Source organism: Sphingobium sp. FG125, from assembly GCF_057809795.1.
In genome coordinates this window covers 91,700-110,549 of the sequence record NZ_JBMDKQ010000005.1, presented here as the reverse complement: position 1 = coordinate 110,549, position 18,850 = coordinate 91,700, and the positions used below count along the sequence as shown (strand labels likewise).

The 18,850-nt window shown below is 58.7% G+C and carries 15 protein-coding genes and 1 pseudogene; 10 read left to right on the top strand and 6 right to left on the bottom strand.

What is annotated here, in order from left to right; translation table 11 throughout:
• Positions 1-174: 174 nt before the first annotated feature.
• The 5 genes from ACODSR_RS06520 (at position 175) to ACODSR_RS06500 (ending at position 4,709) form a co-directional block, all read left to right on the top strand.
• On the top strand, positions 175-402 hold the full coding sequence (locus ACODSR_RS06520; RefSeq protein WP_489074821.1) for a DUF3311 domain-containing protein: 228 nt from the start codon (positions 175-177) through the stop codon (positions 400-402).
• Positions 399-1,898: a sodium:solute symporter family protein gene (locus tag ACODSR_RS06515; RefSeq protein ID WP_489074819.1), complete on the top strand. Its 1,500-nt coding sequence runs from the start codon at positions 399-401 to the stop codon at positions 1,896-1,898. Before ACODSR_RS06520 ends, ACODSR_RS06515 begins: the two co-directional genes overlap by 4 nt.
• A gap of 215 nt (positions 1,899-2,113) precedes the next feature.
• Positions 2,114-2,539 (top strand): pyrroline-5-carboxylate reductase dimerization domain-containing protein, encoded by a 426-nt coding sequence (locus ACODSR_RS06510; protein WP_489074817.1) that lies wholly within the window; start codon positions 2,114-2,116, stop codon positions 2,537-2,539.
• 5 nt (positions 2,540-2,544) lie between these two features.
• A complete protein-coding gene (locus ACODSR_RS06505) occupies positions 2,545-2,979 on the top strand; it encodes a nuclear transport factor 2 family protein (RefSeq protein WP_489074815.1) in 435 nt (144 codons plus the stop codon).
• Between the two features lie 332 nt (positions 2,980-3,311).
• Positions 3,312-4,709 carry an aldehyde dehydrogenase family protein gene (locus ACODSR_RS06500; protein ID WP_489074813.1) on the top strand — a complete coding sequence of 466 codons (1,398 nt, stop codon included), beginning with the start codon at positions 3,312-3,314 and terminating at the stop codon, positions 4,707-4,709.
• Positions 4,710-4,768: 59 nt separating this feature from the next.
• On the opposite strand, the gene pdxR is transcribed toward ACODSR_RS06500, so the two are convergent.
• The 4 genes from pdxR to ACODSR_RS06480 all read right to left on the bottom strand — a co-directional run bounded on the left by pdxR (position 4,769) and on the right by ACODSR_RS06480 (position 10,135).
• Positions 4,769-6,301, bottom strand: a complete 1,533-nt coding sequence (pdxR, locus tag ACODSR_RS06495) for a MocR-like pyridoxine biosynthesis transcription factor PdxR (protein WP_489074811.1) — start codon at positions 6,299-6,301, stop codon at positions 4,769-4,771.
• 313 nt (positions 6,302-6,614) lie between these two features.
• On the bottom strand, positions 6,615-8,819 hold the full coding sequence (locus ACODSR_RS06490) for a TonB-dependent receptor (protein WP_489074809.1): 2,205 nt from the start codon (positions 8,817-8,819) through the stop codon (positions 6,615-6,617).
• A 76-nt stretch (positions 8,820-8,895) separates the two neighbouring features.
• A complete protein-coding gene (locus ACODSR_RS06485) occupies positions 8,896-9,630 on the bottom strand; it encodes a pyridoxamine 5'-phosphate oxidase family protein (RefSeq protein ID WP_489074807.1) in 735 nt (244 codons plus the stop codon).
• Positions 9,631-9,775: 145 nt separating this feature from the next.
• Positions 9,776-10,135 carry a hypothetical protein gene (locus ACODSR_RS06480; RefSeq protein ID WP_489075036.1) on the bottom strand — a complete coding sequence of 120 codons (360 nt, stop codon included), beginning with the start codon at positions 10,133-10,135 and terminating at the stop codon, positions 9,776-9,778.
• A 24-nt stretch (positions 10,136-10,159) separates the two neighbouring features.
• Between ACODSR_RS06480 and ACODSR_RS06475 the strand changes: the two are divergent.
• From ACODSR_RS06475 to ACODSR_RS06465, 3 genes and pseudogenes are all read left to right on the top strand, one after another.
• A pseudogene (locus ACODSR_RS06475) lies at positions 10,160-10,564 on the top strand (transposase); the annotation flags it as partial.
• Between the two features lie 364 nt (positions 10,565-10,928).
• A complete protein-coding gene (locus tag ACODSR_RS06470) occupies positions 10,929-11,471 on the top strand; it encodes a tyrosine-type recombinase/integrase (RefSeq protein ID WP_489075017.1) in 543 nt (180 codons plus the stop codon).
• Positions 11,472-11,585: 114 nt separating this feature from the next.
• The gene (locus ACODSR_RS06465; protein WP_489074805.1) at positions 11,586-11,891 is read left to right on the top strand and encodes a helix-turn-helix domain-containing protein; all 306 of its coding nucleotides are present in this window, start codon (positions 11,586-11,588) and stop codon (positions 11,889-11,891) included.
• Here the strand turns inward: ACODSR_RS06465 and ACODSR_RS06460 are convergent.
• Both ACODSR_RS06460 and ACODSR_RS06455 read right to left on the bottom strand, forming a co-directional pair.
• Entirely contained in the window at positions 11,802-12,197 is a 396-nt protein-coding gene (locus ACODSR_RS06460; RefSeq protein WP_489074803.1) for a HipA N-terminal domain-containing protein, read from the bottom strand. The genes ACODSR_RS06465 and ACODSR_RS06460 overlap by 90 nt on opposite strands.
• A gap of 116 nt (positions 12,198-12,313) precedes the next feature.
• On the bottom strand, positions 12,314-14,746 hold the full coding sequence (locus ACODSR_RS06455) for a TonB-dependent receptor (RefSeq protein ID WP_489074801.1): 2,433 nt from the start codon (positions 14,744-14,746) through the stop codon (positions 12,314-12,316).
• 692 nt (positions 14,747-15,438) lie between these two features.
• Here ACODSR_RS06455 and ACODSR_RS06450 point away from each other — a divergent pair.
• Together ACODSR_RS06450 and ACODSR_RS06445 are read left to right on the top strand one after the other, a co-directional pair.
• Complete coding sequence (locus ACODSR_RS06450) at positions 15,439-17,163, top strand: CocE/NonD family hydrolase (protein WP_489074799.1); 1,725 nt, start codon at positions 15,439-15,441, stop codon at positions 17,161-17,163.
• Entirely contained in the window at positions 17,160-18,803 is a 1,644-nt protein-coding gene (locus tag ACODSR_RS06445) for an AMP-binding protein (RefSeq protein WP_489074797.1), read from the top strand. The genes ACODSR_RS06450 and ACODSR_RS06445 overlap by 4 nt, the downstream gene beginning before the upstream one ends.
• Positions 18,804-18,850: the final 47 nt, after the last annotated feature.

Genomic DNA, 18,850 nt, shown 5'->3' with positions numbered 1-18,850 from the left:
TCGCCAGCGCTATGAACCGCAGGGTGGCAAATCTCGTTCAACCCAATCAATCCCGCATTGCCAGTTCTCGCGGCTCCTTCGACCTATCATCATTGGCGAAAGGATTTCTCGCCAGAGCCGACACGTGTTGAGATGCATTCTCAATTCGATCGCTTGCCCTCGAAAGGGTTGTTTATGAAATTGAAATGGCTAGCAGCCGTGCCAGCAATCGGTTTATTATTCGGAACGCCTTTACTGAACAAAATCTCATACAGTGTATTTGGTCTGCCGATCATTCTCGCTTGGGAGGTATTTTGTACTATATTGACAAGCGCTATATTGCTTTTTATCTATTTCAGCGAACAACGCATGTCTGGCAAAGAGGAAATTGACCAAAAATATATTGAAGGGGATTCAGTATGACCCTTCCTTTGTGGATTATTGCAGCGACTACAATCGCCACGATCTTCCTTGCATTTAAGGCACGTTCAACAGGTCCAAAAAGCGTTGAAGAGTGGACCGTTGGCGGGCGAAAACTTGGTCAGCTATTCGTGCTTTTTCTGCTCGCGGGCGAGATATACACGGTATTCACTTTCCTTGGAGCGAGTGGCTTTGCTTACTCTCATGGTGTTGCTGTTTATTATATTCTTTCTTATTGCGCCATTGCTTACTCACTTTCATATTTTCTGTTGCCTCCCATTTGGCGATATGGAAAAAAGCACGGAATTTTCACACAGCCACAGTTCCTCGCTCACCGCTATGATAGCCCGACGCTTGGTCGCATAGTGACGGTCGTCGGTGTTGTTGCTCTGATTCCCTACACGGTTATTCAATTACGTGGCTTAGGAGTAATCGTTTCTGAAGTTTCGGAAAACAGCGTCAGTTCTGACCTAGCTGTTTACCTAGGAGGTACGGTAATGGCATTATATGTCATGATTTCCGGACTTCGCGGATCCACCTATGTTGCGGTGGTCAAAGATATTGCCGTCCTTTTTGTCGTGATCTTCATTGGTTTGTACATTCCCATACACTATTATGGCTCGGTGCCGGCCATGTTCCAGTCCATTCAAGACACCAAGCCAGAGACAATGATTTTTGGTCCAGAAAACAAAACAATTGCATGGTACATAAGCTCAGTAATCGTGACGTCATTAGGATTTCTAATGGCACCTCAAATATTCCTGACGATCTTTTCGTCCAACGGTGAAAATAACATTAAACGAAACGCGATTATTCTTCCCTTGTATACGCTGATGCTTTTGTTTGTTTTTTTTGTCGGTTTTGCGGCGATTTCACAAATTCCCGGGCTTCAGGGACGGGAGAGCGACCTGATACTGTTCCGGGTCGTAAAGCAGGTTTTCCCAAGCGCCATGTTGGGGTTGGTAGGGGCCGTAGGAATACTCATGGCCTTGGTGCCAGGATCAATCATCATCATGACTACCGCCTCTCTAATATCGAGCGGAATTTCAGACTTGTCCCGCAAGCAGGTCTCGTCGAAATCCGAGCTGTTGATGTCGCAGATTTTGGTGCCGGTCATATCTCTCTCCTGCTGCTATCTCGCCACGTCCTATTCAGGCACGATGGTGACAATTCAACTCATCGGTTACGGTTTGGCGACGCAGCTTGTCTGGGTGGTTGTGGCAGCGGCATTTCCTGGGTCCCCATATTTTACCAGCGCAGGAGCGTCTTGCGGTATTGTTGCGGGTGTCGCGGTCAGCAGTTGCATTTCTCTTGGCATCATTTCGCCAGACATACTCTGGACCCAGGTATCGCCTTCCTTGGCGCAAATCGACGGAGGGGTGATCGCGCTGGTCGTCAATTTGATTGTGGCGGTATCGGTGACCAAATTGGGCAGGCGTCGCAGGTCCATCAGTGAAGCGGCATTGCCAGATCGAATGGGCTCCCCAGTGATCCCGTGAGGAACTCGGCATTGTCAGCAAATCGCTGGTATGAATGGAGGTGTCACCTCCTGTCAGTCTTCAAAACATCTCGACAGATGGGGACGCGGATTAGATGTTTGGTCGCGGCGATTGCTGGTGCGGGTTGATATGAAGCGGATCACACTGATCGGCTCACCTGCAAACCCCAAACCACTGCATCGGCCATCAATCTTTAGCGTGATTGGCCTTTCCTTATGGGCAAGCAATGGCCCTATGCCGCTTTGCCGTTGTTGGACAAAAGGGCAGAGAATTGGAGCAGCGCAATTGTGAATTCGGCCGAAGAATCGAATACGCTGAAAGATGAATCGGTGTGTCCGACGACTGAGCGCACCCGGCTTTTCCGTCTCTACGAACGCGGCAGCCACGAACGAGCCGACGTTCATGAGGTGGTAGACCGAGCGCCGCTCTGCCACGTCGGATACAACTGCGCTAGCCGGATCGGGCCGGCCTATGCCTTTCATTTAGTGGAGTGTGTCGCCGAGGCCGGCGTGGCAGCCGGTCTTCTGTCACTACTTGCGGGTCGTCTGGCCGGCGTGACCGTGGAGGGTTCTGGAGAGATGCTGGCTCGATCTAGCCGCGCTCATCGCGGACGACAGGCAATGGGCTACTGGGCAAGATGAACGGCATGGCGCACGTCCTGGCACATGAATCCAAAGAGGAGGAACTGATGACGCAAATGTTCGACGCCAAGGGCATGTCCTTGAAGGAGGCTCAAGACTGGATCGATGATATCATCAGTCAATATAGCACTTTAGACATAGACATCATGCTGAGCTGCTTCACGCCGAATATCATCGTGAACTACGGCAATCTCCCTCAGATCAGGGGAATCGCCGCATTGCGGGCGTTTTTATCAGATAGATATGGCGCCGTGACCAACTTCAAGCTTGCCAAGAAAGTGAGATGTGTGACGGACGCCGTCGTCGGCCTCGAAGCTACGGTCAGTTACACCAACGCTAGCGGAAAGAGAATCCAGGGCCTCGCTTTTGAATTTCTTACCGTAGAGGAAGGTCGAATTTCTGTATGGGACAACGTCTCGATCTTACGGGACGAAGTGTGAGTTGAAACGAGTGACAGGCAATTTCGTACTCGGGAACGCTTTGGCCCCGAACCCATTTAAGCTGTCCGGCCAAGATGGTTTTGTCTCGCTGCTGTAAGCGAGATCGGACGGTACCGAATACGAGGTAGGCACGCTGGACTTCTGATCAGGGTCGCTTCGAATATCGGCAGCTGCCAGCGGCCATTGACGCGGCCGCCTTGGTCGGAACCCACGTTGGCAAACCGCTCGCAGAATTGATTGTGTAACGTAAATGGCGAGGAAATCGTCAGCGGTTTTGTGACGGGCGCGCGGGCCTCCGCCGTGGGCTGCCGTCAAACGGGAGAGGTAACGTAATGTACAAGCTGCTTATCAACGGCGAACTCGTTTCGGGCGATCAGACAATGGAAGTTTTGAATCCCGCCACTGAAACGATGTTGGCACTCTCCCCTCGCGCGTCCGAAGCGCAGCTCGATGCTGCAGTTGCGGCGGCAAAAGCGGCGTTCCCGGCTTGGTCACTCACAACCATCGAGAAACGCCGCAGGCTTCTTCAACAGCTTGCTGACGCCATCGACGCGGATCGCGACGGTTTCGCGCGGCTGTTGACGCAGGAGCAAGGCAAGCCGCTGACCGAAGCCACGGCCGAGATCACCTATACGGCCGCCTTCATCCGTCATCTTGGGTCGCTTGAGCTCAGTTCGCGCCTTCTCGATGACAGCGATAGCCGCCGTGTTGAAATGCGGCGCCGGCCTTTGGGGGTCGTGGCGGCGATCATACCATGGAATTTTCCGGTACTGATCATCGCGTTTAAAATGCCGCTCGCGCTCCTTGCCGGAAATACGATCGTCATCAAGCCAGCGCCGACAACCCCCCTGACTGCTCTGAGGTTCGGTGAACTTTGCGCCACCATTTTCCCACCGGGCGTCGTGAACGTCATAACCGATCTGAACGATCTTGGCGGTCGGCTAAGCAGCCATCCCGACGTGGCCAAGGTTTCATTCACCGGCTCTACGGAAACGGGCAAGAAGGTGATGGCGAGCGCCGCGTCGAGCATCAAGCGGATCACGCTTGAACTGGGTGGTAACGACGCCGCGATCGTGCTGCCCGATGCCGACGTCAAGGCTGCCGCTTCCGGCATTTATAATGCTGCAATGATGAACGCAGGCCAAGTCTGCCTCGCCATCAAGCGCGTGTATGCGCACAGCTCTATCTACGATGAGCTGTGCCGCGAACTGGCGACCCTCGCAGACGATGCGGTGGTGGATGACGGGCTGGCGCAAGGCGCGCAGATCGGTCCGCTTCAGAACAAGGCGCAATTTGAGAAGGTGAAGGGTTTTCTGGACGATGCCCGATCCAACGGGACGATCATTGCTGGCGGTCAGGTTCTCGATCGACCCGGGTATTTCGTCCGTCCAACCATCGTGAAGGACATATCTGATGGCACCCGCATCGTCGATGACGAGCAGTTTGGCCCGATCCTGCCCGTGATTGCCTACGATGACGCCAGTGACGCAGTCGCCCGGGCGAATGCTTCGCCTTGGGGTCTTGGCGGATCCGTATGGGGAACGGATCGCGACACAGCCTATGACGTCGCATGCCAGATGGAATGTGGAACGGCCTGGATAAACAAGCATCTCGATTTCGGGCCGGACATCCCCTTTGGCGGCGCAAAGCAGTCCGGGCTGGGCGTTGAATTTGCCGAGGAAGGTCTGGCGGAGTTCACACAGATCCAGATTATCAACGAGGCCCGATGAGCTACGATATTCGCCACATGGAAGTCGGTATGACAAACCCGCCAGCATCATGCTATGGCTCAAATGATTAAATCGTCACTCCAGCCTAACAGTTCATGATATAAACTTGACAACAAAGCGATCGATTTTCCTGCTAGGCGCTTGCTACTCCCCCCAAAGCCGAAGACGATGCCTTGCGGCGCATTCTCGCTCATGTATAGTGTCGACAGGGCTTCAGGATATAGCCCGTGGACCCGAGCGTGCTGCACCAACTTAGCATCAAACGCATCGGGCAACACTCTGTTAAAGAAAGTCAGCAAGAAGAGGCCTGCAGCATCTTGCCGAGCTATGATCAAATCAGAAAAGTGAGATTTTACATAGACAGTCAACTCATGCCTGCGCTCGGAGTATAATTTGCGCATTTTCCTAATATGACGAAAAAACAATCCGTCATCCATGAATCGAGATAACGCTCGCTGCGATATTAGAGACGTCGGCCCATCACTAGCATGCTTAACATGACAGAAACTCGCGATGAGGTGTTTTGGGACTATAACATAGCCCAGCCTAAGAGAAGGGAACATGGTTTTTGAAAACGTACCAATATAAATGACTCTCTCGTATTTATCGAGGCCATATAATGCAGGTAGCGGTGGCTCGTTATAGCGGAACTCGCTATCGTAATCATCCTCCAAAATCCACCCGTCACTTTTAGAGGCCCACTCCAACCAGGCCCGTCGCCGTTCTAAAGTCATCGTGACGCCAAGCGGATATTGATGCGATGGCGACAACGAGACCATCTTCGCCCAAGCGGCTTCCGGAACTTCGCCTGGAGTTCTGATACCTTCTCGGTCGACGGCCGCAGGCAGAAGTGTTTGACCTGCAGCGATCAATGCGGAACGGATTCCTGGGAAGCCCGGATCTTCGACGATCACCCCATCGCCGGGATTCAACAACGTTCGGGCGCTCAGATCGGCCCCCTGGCGTGTACCAGAAACAACGATGACCTGATCCGCATCGCATTGTATGCCCCGGGAGGCGGCTACGTAACTCGCGATATTCTCGCGGAGAGGCCAATAGCCCCCGATGTCGCCGAAGAACGCGCCGAGGCCGGGTGACTGCCATTCCTCCGCCAGAAGATCTGCCCAAGCGCGGAATGGGAAGTCCATGACTGCCGGCATACCCGGGGTAAACGTCGCAGGCCAAAGGGACAGATTGGCGGTGGCCTGCTCGATCCTCGCTCCACGCGCTGACGGGCGCGTAGACGCCGGAGGGTACATCGACAACTCGGCATTCGCGTTGAGGAGGAGGTCCGGAATCACGCTGGCTATGTACGAACCGGACCCCACACGACTTTCGATGTATCCCTCCGACTGGAGTTGGTCGAACGCATTGGCCACGGTGCTGCGCGCGATCCGCATTTCGGAAGCCATAACCCTCGTCGAGGGTAGTCGCGCTCCAGGCGACAATTGACCGGTCAATATCATTTGCTTAACGCGATCATATATCTGCATGCGCATCGATTGGGTCGAGCAGCGGTCGATATGGATAGAGAGTATGATACCGTCACTGCCATTTGAGGACGTCGCGGCTTTAGCGAGACGACGCATCATAACGCGTGCTGTCCTTGTAGTGGTATTGCAGCTAGCCTCTTTAAAAGTATTCGCATCCGGCCGCACCTAAATGGGTTGAAAGGCCTTTGATCAGGATGATCGAAAAAATCCTTGATCAACGGGTTTGGCTTGGCCTGACATGCACGGGATGGGCGTACAGACCATCGTGGTCGACCGCCCGGAGCATTTTTAAGTGCGGCTCGTGGTACGGTTCGGCTATATCAACACGATCTTCATCGGCCCGGACTGCACCAACGATGAAGGGTAGACCGGTCCAGCATGACCACGGTTCATGCCGGACCGGCCGCACGCCCTAAAAGTTGAAGCGAGCTTCGACGCCGTAACTACGTGGTGGTGAATAATAGACCCCCTGGCCGATCCCCGCGAGGAAAGAGCCCGTGGTGCCGTAGATTTCATCGGTCAGGTTCTTGCCGTAGAGCGACACCGTCATGTGTTTGTCAGGTGTCGTGTAGCTTACCGAAGCGTCAAGCAGCTTGTAGGCAGGCAGAAAGAACGTATTCTGGACGTTGGCCGTCGTTCTGCCGGTATAGCTGTAGTTGGTGTTTGCCGATAGCTTGCCAAGCGGCCCCGAGTAAACGTCCCAGGTTCCGCCGATCGACCACGTCCACTTGGGCGCACGTTCCAGCTGTAGCTGCTTGGCCAACGCGGGATCGGCGACCCCATCGCCCGTCAGGTCGAGCCCGTTGAACGATTCATAACGCGCGTTGGTATACCCTATGGTGCCGTCGATCCGCAGGCCCCGGAACGGCACCACCGCCCCCTCGAACTCGAGCCCCCACATGCGCGCGTTCGCGGCGTTCAGGACGGTAGAGATCGCATTGGAATTTAGCACGGTGCGCTGCAGGTCGCTGTACTTGTTGTAGAAGCCTGTCAGATTGGTGCGCAGGCGCCCGTTCAGGAACTCCTGCTTCAGGCCGGCCTCGAACGCATCGACTTTTTCCGGGCTATACGGCCCCGGCGGGGACAGCACGGCGAAGTTGCGGATATTGTAGCCGCCGCTGCGGAAACCGCGGGTGAAGCTGGCGAACAGCAGCGTATCGCTTGCGGGGCGATAGCTCAGCCCCACTTTCGGACTGATGTCCGTCCAGGATTTCGCGCCCTTGAAAATGGTCGTACACGACGCCGCCGGCAGCAGCGCCGCGTCGCAGGTGCCCGCCGGAGTTGCTTGCTGGAGCCCGTAGCCCAGGTCGGCACTCTTTCGATCATAATTGGCGCGCAAACCGCCGATAACCGAAAACTGGTCGGTTACGTGATATTCCGCTTGACCGAAGGCACTGAGCGAAACCTCTTTGAGTGTTCCCTCAGATGCTGACGAACGGCCGGGGTTGCCCTGATTGAATAAGGTAGCCGCAGCATCCAGATCTTGGCCAAACACATAGACGCCGATCGTATAGTCGAGCCTGTCGTCGAACGCGGTCGCCGCATAGCGCAATTCCTCGCTGATCTGTCGCTGCTTCACGTCAGTGTACAGGCGCAGGACAGGTAGCGAGGTGCCGTCGAGGTCGGTGAGGGTGTTGTATTTAACTTCGCGTAGTCCGGTGACCGAGGTCAGGATGCCGTTGCCGATTTCGTGCGTGATCTCGAGAGTTACGCCCTTGATATCGATGTCGGTGCTGCCGACCGTGTCGTGATCGAGGATCGTGCTGTCCGGCGACGGGGGTACATAGGTGCCAGCCTGCAAACCGACACCCGGTGTCGGCAGCAGGCGCAGTATCGATCCGCCGTCGCGATACCGGCTATACTGCCCCAGCAGAGTGACGGTCGTGCCACCGTCGCCCGGTTTCCATTGCAGGGTCGGGCGCACGTCGAGGTCGCTACGGCTGTCGACCTCGCGGCCGTTCACGCGATTGGTGAAGAAACCGTCGAGCGAGTGGTAGGACACCGACACGCGGGCGGCGAGTTCGGGCGTCAGCGGTGTGTCGACGGCCACCGATACGTCGCCGCGCCCGCCGTTGCCGACGTTCACCACCGCGTTGAAATGGGTGTCGCCCGTCGGCCGTTTCGTCCGGATGTTCACCGCGCCTGCGGTGACGTTGCGACCGAATAGCGTGCCTTGCGGGCCGCGCAGGATCTCGAGCGATTCGAGGTCGAACGCATCGACCATCGCACCGTAATTGTTCGCGAGGTAGACGCCGTCGACAATGATGCCCACCGTCGGTTCGTCGGACGCGATGCTGGAATTAATGCCCATGCCGCGGATCGAGAAATTGGCGGTGCCGGGTGCCGTACCGACCGGATCCAGCCGGACGTTTGGCGCTTGCCGACCGATATCGGTGATCGTCGTGGCGAAGGTGTTCTCGAGCTTCGCGGTATCGAACGCGGTGATTGCTATGGGAACGCGCTGAAGCTGTTCGGCGCGCGCCTTCTTTGTGGCGGTAACCACGATATCGCCGAGCCCCTCTGCGGCTTTATCGTCGGCAGGCGGCACGGATGTCTGGGCGATCGCCGCCGGCGAGGCGAACAGCATCAGCATGGATGCGACTGACTTGATCTTCATTTTCATTCCCCCTTTTGATTGTCAAAGTCATGCGTCGCCCCCCCCACCACGGGTACCAATCGCATGCGAGATCACATTAATAGCGATGCGGTTCGTCATATTCGGGCGGATACGGCGACCGGAGATGTCCGGACGCGACGAGTTCAGCCAGACTGTCCGGCAACTCGAGGCCAGGCATCAAGTCAGGTGCCGGCTCCGGCGCACCCATCGTCATCTGCAGGGGAAGAACCCCAGCCCACACAGGATGCGATGCGTCCTCCGGATCGTTGGGAAAGCCGGTCCGCACCTTGGCGGTCGCTTCCTCGACATCCATGTAAAGGATCGCGGTTGCCTTGAGCTCCTGCGCCTGCATCGGCCGCAGCGTGTCCCAGCGTCCAGGGAACAGACCATCAACGAAGCGGCGAAGGGCCGCTGTCTTGTTTTCGTCACCTTCGACGATCCGCGCCTTGCCGAAGAGCATGGCTGACCGAAATCGAACCGAGTGAAAGAATGCGGAACGGGAGAGCACGAATCCGTCCAGGAACGAGACGGTCAGGCACACGTCGGTTCCCTCGGCCTTCTTCAGGAACCGGCTTGCTGCTGAGCCGTGCCAATAGACGCGATTGCCCTCGCGCCAATGCGTGGTCGGCGTGACATAGGGCCGCCCATCGATGTTATATCCAACGTGGCAAAGTGGCGCTGCGTCCACCACCTCATGAACGTCGGCTCGCATGTGGCTGCCGCGTTCGTAGAGACGACGTAGCCGGGTGCGTTCAGTCGTCGGATACTCCGATTCATCTTTCGATATATTAGATTCTTCAGTGGAAGTCATAATTGCGCTGCTCCAATTTTTTGGCATGTTGTCCAACAACGGCAAAGCGGCATAGGGCCATTACTCACCTGTAGGGGGAGCCAATTGCGCTCAAAATTGATATCCCATGCAGTGGCTTCGTTTTTGAAGGTATGTGCAAAGCTTGCTACTCGGCTGAAGCAAGTACGGACTCGATCGAACTTGGTCTCTGTCTCTCGAGGGTCAGGATCTTTAATTGCAGAGCTAGGCGGTGTGATCCCTTCGCCGCAAGGTCACGCAGCCGGATCGCATCGCGGGGACGACGGCGAATTGAGAGCGCCATATACGCGCGGTCGCCAAATATGCCGGCCGTGCGCGCCCGCGCCGCCCCGGTCGTCGCGTCGGCGCGATCGGGCGCAAGCATCGCGATCGGATCTTCATTCCATTCCTCGACATCGGACCGGTCGAGATGGCAGGCACCCTTGCCGACACTCAGAAGGCGGCACATTCGCCCGTAGCCGGTGCGGTTCATCGGATAGACCAGCAAGGCCGATCCATCGACCAGGTCGAGGCGGCTGTCGGCGTCGCGTCACAATATGCTTCCTCGCTCCGCAAGACCTCCAACTGCCAGTCGCGCGTGTCGGTGACGCTCGCCTCGCGCGAGGTCCGGTGATGATAGGTCTGCGGCTCTTCCTCTCGGAGAGCTCGACGGCGGATGCCGAGCGCATGACGCGGGCGCGTCCCACTGGACCGACAGAAGGCTCTGACCAAGCCCGAGATCGCCATCGAAGAGATCGACCGCGTCATCGCCTCAGAGCTGCGGTTCGGCTGCGTGCTCGCCGACGTGGAGTATGGATCGAACGGCCCTTTCCGCCAGGCGTTGAGCAAGCGTGGCCTGCTCTGGGCAGTGGGGCTTTCGCGACGACAGAACGTCTATCCGGCCGATATCGGCCTGGTCTTTCCGGTCGCAAGCCGCCATGCCCAGCTGCTGCCTCTGGCCTTCTCAGATAAGTGCTATTCGGCGACAATCACTTCCGGGTTAACGCCCACCTACCATATTGGGCAGATCACTTGGCAGGTGCATGGTTCGTCCAGTGCGATCCGGCCTTTTCCAGGCAATGTGATGGTGCTATTGATGGTTTCGTCGATTTGCCACTGTCAATTTGCAGGGTAAATCAGCTGGTTGAGTGCCCTATAAGAGTGTTCTTCTGGCACCAGAGACCTTTCCGGCGACGTCCGGGAAGGTCCAGCAAGCAGCTGGTTTTACAGCATTTCTTGACCGTGAATCGCCAGACACCGTCCGGCGAAATCCGGCTAAGACCACCAGCAGCGACCCCAAAATGTTGCTCTTATTGGTGGCCTCGGATCGACCCGGCTTTGCTGGGAAAACGACTATGCTGACCTACATCCAGATCAATGCCGCCAAGCCGAAGGCGAAGGCTTGGAGCCTTGCCGATGCCCGCGTGCGGCGTGACGAGGCGAAAAAGAAGATCGCACAAGGTATCGATCCGGCGCTAGAGAAGAAGCGCGCCCGGATCGCCGCTCAATACGCCGCAGCCAACACCTTCGAGGCCGTTGCCAAGGAATGGCTCGTCAAGTGCGAGCGGGACGGCCTCGCGCCGGTGACCGTTGACAAAATCCGCTGGCTTCTCGCCAAGGCCTATCCATTGATCGGCACGGTCCCGATCGCCCAGATCACCCCACATGAGGCGCTCGCCGTCCTTCGCAAGGTCGAGGCGACCGGCGCCTACGACAGCGCACGGCGTATGCGCAGCGTACCGAGCACACTTGTGTCGGCGACGCCCTCATGCCGCAATGCCGGTCATGCCGAGCGCCACGTTACGCTTCCCGCACTGGGACACGCCGCAATCTGGACGCCCTGAGTGCCGCCGGATGGCGGCTGATGGTATCGGCACGCTGTGCCCTTCGCACTGAAGGATTCCGCTAAGCGCTCGACAACCGCGCGTGGACCTCGTGCCAGCGTGACGAGCCCTTGCATGTTGCCGCGTTCGAGAGGCTGGCTGGAAGGATCACGCTATGACGCTCAATTGCCTGCGATCGCGGCCATGACGAGATCGCCGACCATCGAAGAGCGCAGACAGGCGAGGCAGGAAGCCCTCGCCGCTCTGGAGACATTGCCGACCGAGCCGATCAGCGTGCGGGTCTCCACGGCGGTGAAGTTTACAGGCATCCCCCGATCGACGCTTTACGAGTTAATCAAGTCCGGCGAGATCGAGACCGTCAAGATCGGCAGATCGACATTCATCCCCTATCGCTGCCTGGGGCGGCTGGTTGAAGGCTGAAGCAGCAAATTGTCGAGGGTGTACGCGCGGCAACGCAAAGAATGTTCCTGATCCCTTTGCACTATCCTGCGACGTTACTTTCGTGCCGTCGCTCGGCAGGACCCGGACGGCTCCCGGCAGATCCGCGCCGAGCGCCGCCAACAGGTCGAAATCATTGGCCGGACGGAAGGCACCTGCGTGATGCTTTTCCATCGCCTCGCGCAGCTTGTCCTCTGGCAGCAGGTTCGCAAAGAAGGGCGGTAATCCAAACCGGCGATTTCGAGCCTTTTGGGACTCGAACCTCTCAGATAAAAAGTCCCAGGGCATCAGTTACGGCGCTTGCGACTTGAGGCGGTATGACCCTCGATTCCCTGTGATGTCATCAGCCCGTTGGGTAGACGGGCGCCGACCTTCACCGCACGGGTGAGGTCGGCGCCAAACCGTTACATGCGATAATTCAGCGTCACACCGATGGTGCGGAATGAGTTCGGGCCGAAATTATGCCAGTAATTGCCGCCCAACGCACCGTCGCTCTGCCCCGTGGAACCCGTATAGAAATTGGCGACCGGATCGGCAAGAATGTAGCTGGGCACGCGCTTGTCGAACAGGTTACGCACGAAGGCCGTCAGGGACAGCCGGTCGTCGGCACTGCGGGCACCGATCGAAAGGCCGACAATCGCATTCGCTTTGACGCGCAAGTTCGGATCGTTAGTCTGGGAGAAGTAGAAGGAACTGCGGTGGTAAACGTCACCCTGCAAAAAGCCGATCCAATTACCCGAAACAGGGTGCTCGTAACGGGCCGTTGCAGTCGTGGTCCATCGCGGCGCATTTGCAAGCGGGTTTCCGCTGACGTCGGTAGTGCCGGGAGCGCCGGGGATAGCGCTTGGAATGCAGACATTCGTGCCACTCGTGCCTGACGGCTGACCATAGTAACATGGAATGCCGGACAGGTCCTTATATTCGGTATGATTATACGTCGTGCCGCCGCTGATCGTCAGGCCTTCGAACGGCAGCGCGGTAAATTCGACTTCGACGCCCCGGGTCTTCAATTGACCCGCGTTAAGGTTCATGAAGCCGGCCGCTGTACCCTGTTTCTGCGCCTGAGTTTGATAGCCATCGAAGGTTGTATCGAACAGCGCCACGTTCAACCGGAGCCTGCGGTCCAGAAGCGTGGACTTGAGGCCCAGTTCGATGCTCTTGGGTATCTCGGGATTGACAGTGGTACCGCTTAGCTGGTCGAATGTCGGACCCTTATAACCCCGCGAGTAGGTAGCATAGGCAAGCACCTCCGACGCGATCTGATAGTCGATACCAAAGCGATAGGACAAATTATTCTTGGTAAGCCGACGTGTGAAATGGGTGTCAGGACCGTATAGCGGTAGGATTGCCACGGGGTTGGTCAGGTCCAGACTGTAGCCGATATCGTCATGCGTGTAGCGGACCCCCGCGGTCAGTCCCAGCTTCTCTGTGAGCTTGAATTGACCTTCGAAAAATCCGGCATAACTCTTGGTCGGGGATGTGGCATCCTGATATCCGCCAAGGAGCGACAGCCCGGGGGGAACCGGCGCACCGAGGTTTGCTCCCTGCAGGAGAAACTCTCGAGCGACAAGGTTCAGATAGAAGGCCCCCAACTGATAGCTGAACCGGCCTTCCTGTGGTGATGAAAGGCGCATTTCTGCAGTCGTTTGATGGCGCCTGAAACCTCCGGTGTTGATACTGAAGAGGTCGGCCGTGGTCGTATCAGTGTCGATTGACGTGTTCATCTTGTAGTTGCGGTATGCAAGGACGTTGGTCAACGTAAAGCCGCCGCCCAATTCCAATTCCGCTTTGAGCTGCACCCCATAGACGTCGGAATCGTTGTCATTGGGGACATCCGTGGCTATGCGGGTATTATTGGGCGATGCAAAAACGCCATTGGAAGCGTTGATCGTATCGATCAAGCCGCCCGGTGCCGTGAAACGATGCACGAGAACGCCTTCACCCGGCCCTTTGGAATGCTGATAGTCGCCCGCGAGCGTTAGGCGGATAGCATCGCTCGGCTCCCAAAGAAATTTGAGGCGTCCGCCATAGGCCGTATTGCCGAGATTCTGATCGAGCGCCACGTCGCGAACATAGGCATCCTGACGCGTGACGAACGCGGAAATCCGAATCGCTGAATTATTCGTGACGGGAAGGTTGGCCGCTGCCTGGACCGTAGCGATATTGCCGGATCCCGGCGCGTTCGTGTTGCCATACTGGGCGTTGGCCAACAGTTCGGTCCGCCCCAATTTCGGTTGGGCCGTGACGATATTGATCAGGCCTGCTGCCGCGTTTTTGCCGAACAACATTCCCTGAGGCCCGCGCAGGACTTCCACACGCTCAAGATCGAAAAACTGGATATTACCGAATTGCGGGCGGCTCATGGCGACATCGTCGATGACGATACCGACGCTCGATTCAACCTGCGGCCCGAATACTGTCGTCCCGATACCGCGAATAGCGAAATTGACGGCACCAGTCTGCTGATTGCTCGATTGCACCTGCAAGCTCGGGGTCAGGTTCACGAGCTGGTAGGCATTGAGAACCTGATGCTGCTCAAGGGCAGTAGCGCTTACAACGCTGACGGCAACGGGAACGGTCTGGGCGCTTTCGCTGCGTCGGCGTGCCGTGACGATGATGTCTTCCAGCCCTTTGCCGCCGGTGGATGCCGCTTGCCTTGCTCCTGTTGGCGCAGAAGTGGCGGACATGGCCTGCGATGGGCTGGAAGTCAGCTCGGCATCCGCCGCCGGAGCCGGAGCCGGAGCCTCTGCCGTCATCTGCGCATGTGCAGGTGCAGCGACCGCTCCCAGCATGCCGACCACACCGACACTGCCCAGCAGGGCGCGCTTGCTTTTCATTTGAATCCTCCCGTTCATTTTTTTGCCAAACTCAAGTGGTCATCCTCGCTACAATAGGAATATATATTCTGTCAATCATATAGATGGAACAGTGACTCCAGATGGGCCGCTTCTGAAACCCGACATTGACTGGGCCAGGTCGGGCTATTGTAGCAGGCGGACGCGCTCGGCTTGGGGTGACCTTGTTACATGACCGGAGCAGGGATTCCCTGAGTGAAATCGAGGTGCTTAGATGGCGTCCTTGGCCGACGGCTCAATGCCGATAGACGCGGGGGCATCAAGAGATTGGGCGAAGGCCAATGGGGGATGCGCAAAGGCGAGACGTCCTATCGCCGCCGATGGCGCAAGGTATATTGGCGACCGGCACCTGGTTGGCTGATCGCTCCTCGCTTCGTTGCTGGTATTGAGTTTGGCATTGAGGAATCAGCGAAATGAGTCGAAATTCCGGCGGTGCTCTTGACGGAATAAAAATTCTATTTCATCCTGGTCGGGATGGTGAGCTGCAAAGAAGATATGAACGCATTGCCGCGACGGCGCGTATCTAGTGCGCGAGGGCGTGTTCGGGCAACGTCGCAGACTCGCTGATCGAGTGCGACATGGTCAGAAGCGGCGCAACTGAATGCGGCTGACACCAAGCGGTTCGTAGCGCGGCGATACCGCGAACAAGAAAGTAAGGATCGATGGAGAGAGAGATGACGAAGCAGGCCTCTATCGACCGGCTGGAGCGGTCAATGTCGGTGACCGTGGAAGCCGACATGCCGGTGCCGATGCGCGATGGCACCATCCTGCGCGCCGACGTTTACACGCCGGAAGGTCCGGGGCCGTGGCCTGTCCTGCTGTCGCGCACGCCCTATGGCCGGGCGGCACCGGATCACCTGATGGTTCTGGAACCTGTTCGCGCGGCGCAAAAGGGCTTCATCATCGTGCATCAGGACACCCGCAGCCGCGGCGGGTCCGAGGGCGAGTGGATGCCGTTCCGCCACGAATATGACGACGGCCATGACAGTGTCGAATGGGCGGCCCGCCTGCCCAAGGCGAACGGTCGCGTCGGCATGTTCGGCGGCAGCTATGTCGGCAATACCCAATGGATGGCCGCAGCGGCGCAACCCCCGTCGCTCGGCGCGATCTCGCCGATGGTGACGTGGTGCGATCCAATGGACGGCCTCTACGGCCGTGGCGGCGCGATCGAATGGGGCGTCGAACTGCCGTGGACGATGCAGATGGGGTTCGAATATATTGTCAAGCACCCTACGCTCCCGCCCGAGGAGAAGGCGCGCCTGGGCGGGGAGCTGCTCGCCGACGTCGACGGCATGAAAGACCGGGGCTATTGGGATTTGCCCGTTCGCCGCAGCCCGACGCTCGAAAAATACAAGCTGCCGGGCCTGGGCGCGATCCGCGCGATCGACGAGCCCGAGACGGTGGCATGGTGCCGGGTGGCCGGTCAGCATGACCGGATCGACGTGCCGAGCCTCCACTGGGGTGGCTGGTATGACATCTTCCTGCAGGGCACGCTGGACAATTACGTCGCGATGGCGGCGGCGGGCAAGGATGCGCGGCTTCTGGTCGGCCCGTGGACGCACGGCATCTTCCGCGATCCCATCGGCGACCTGTGCTTCGGCGCGATGGCGTCGCGGCTCTATGCCCCCGTCCATCCGCACGGCGACACGAATGACTTCCAGCTGGCGTGGTTTCGGCGCCACTTAACACCCGATGCCGAGGTGGCGCTACCCGACACGCCGGTGCGGATCTTCGTGATGGGGCGCAACGAATGGCGCGACGAGCCAGCCTGGCCACTGGCGCGCGCCCGCACCGAGCAGCATTTTCTGCGCAGCGGCGGCGGCCTGACCACACGCAGGCCGGATGCGGCGGAAGCTGTCTCGACCTTCACCTATGATCCCGCCGACCCTGTGCCGACGCTCGGCGGCCCGCTTGTCATGGCACCAGCCTACCCAGCCGGGCCGCTGGACCAGGCGCCGGTCGAGGCGCGCAACGATGTGCTGATCTTTACCTCCGCGCCACTGACGGAAGAGGTCGAAGTGACTGGCCGTATCCGCGTCGTCCTGCACGCGGCGAGCTCGGCGCCATCGACCGACTGGGTCGCGCGGCTGTGCGACGTGCATCCCGACGGACGCTCGATCATCCTGGCCGACGGCATCACGCGCGTCGTGACCGGCGCGGACGCGATCGATCGCCACGAGATCGACCTATGGTCGACCAGCAATGTGTTTCTGCCCGGACATTGCATCCGCGTGCAGGTGACCAGCAGCTGCTTCCCCCGCTGGGACCGCAATCTCAACACCGGCGATCAGGACGGCACCGCGATGCGCGTCGCGCAGCAGCGCATCTTCCATGATGCCGATCGGCCCTCCTTCATCGAGCTGCCGGTGGTCCCGGTCAGCGGAGAGATGTCAGCATGAGCCGCCAGGACTATAGCATAGCGGCGGCCAGTTTCGATGCGGCAGCGGCGTTGGCATCGGTGGCGATGGACTCCGCCGGGCATATGAACGCGGCGGAGGTCTGCTGCGATCGTCATGCCGGTGACGGAGACCGGGTCGCGCTGCGTCACCGCGATCCGGCCGGCGAAACCCGCAACTGGACATTCGCCGAACTGAAACAGCGGTCGTCGCAGTTCGCGCATATGCTGGCGGAACTGGGTGTGGGCAAGGGGGACCGGGTCGCCGGTCTGCTGCCGCGAACGCCGGAGCTGATCATCACCATCCTGGCCGCCTGGCGGCTGGGCGCGGCCTATCAGCCGCTGTTCACCGCGTTCGGGCCAAAGGCGATCGAACATCGTCTCACGCTCGCTGAAACGCGGGTGGTGGTTACGGACGGGGCGAACCGACCGAAGCTGGCCGGGCTGGAGCATCTGGCGGCCATCGTTCAGGTCGGCGCGACGGCGGGATCGGGCGATCGCGACTTCTGGTCGTCGCTCGAAGGCCGCGATGAAGGGCTGGAGCCGGTTGCGTGCGATGCACAGGACCCGTTCCTGATGATGTTCACATCGGGCACCACTGGACTGCCCAAGCCGATGTTCATCCCGCTGCGCGCGGTCGCCCCGTTCATGAGCTACATGCGCGACGCTGTCGGCCTGCGCGAGGATGACCGCTTCTGGAACCTCGCCGATCCCGGCTGGGGCTATGGTCTCTATTATGCTGTCATCGGTCCCCTGGCGATGGGCATTGCCACCCTGTTCCACGAAGGAGCGTTCAGCGTCGAGTCGACCTATGCGACGATCGCCGACCATGGCATCACCAGCCTCGCAGGATCGCCTACCGCCTATCGCATGTTGATGGCCGACGGCCCGGAGAAGGCGGCGAAGATCAAAGGGCAGTTGCGCACGGTGAGCAGCGCGGGCGAGCCGCTGAACCCTGAGATCATCCGATGGTTTGACCAGAATCTCAGTGTGACGGTCCACGATCATTACGGCGCGACCGAACTAGGCATGGTCCTGTGCAACCATCACGGCCTCGATCATCCGGTACGGATCGGATCGGCGGGCTACGCCACGCCTGGGCATCGGGTGGTCGTGCTGTCGCCTGAAGAAAAGGAGCTGGGCATAGGCGTGCCGGGCGAACTGGCGCTCGACATCGCTGGCTCGCCGATGATGTGGTTCACGGGCTATCATGGTCGCGAAACGCCTGCTCTGGGCAAGGCCTATTTTCGCAGCGGCGACATGGTCGAGCTGAACGATGATGGCAGCATCTCGTTCGTCGGGCGCGCGGACGATGTCATCACGACGTCCGGCTACCGGGTCGGCCCGTTCGACGTCGAAAGCGCGCTGCTCGAACATGAGGCGGTGACCGAGTCGGCCGTCATCGGCAAGCCCGATCCCGAGCGGACCGAGATCATCAAGGCGTTTGTCGTGCTCCAGCCAGGTTATGAGCCGGGCACGGAACTGGCTGATCAGTTGCGGCTCCACGTCCGCTCGCGCCTGTCCGCCCACGCCTATCCGCGCGAGATCGAGTTCGTCGCGGACCTGCCCAAGACGCCGAGCGGCAAGGTACAGCGTTTCCTGCTGCGCAACCAGGAAATCGCCAAGACCAAGGCACCGGCATGAGGCCGGCCGTCCTTCATATCGGCGGCGGCGAAGCTATGTCGATGGCT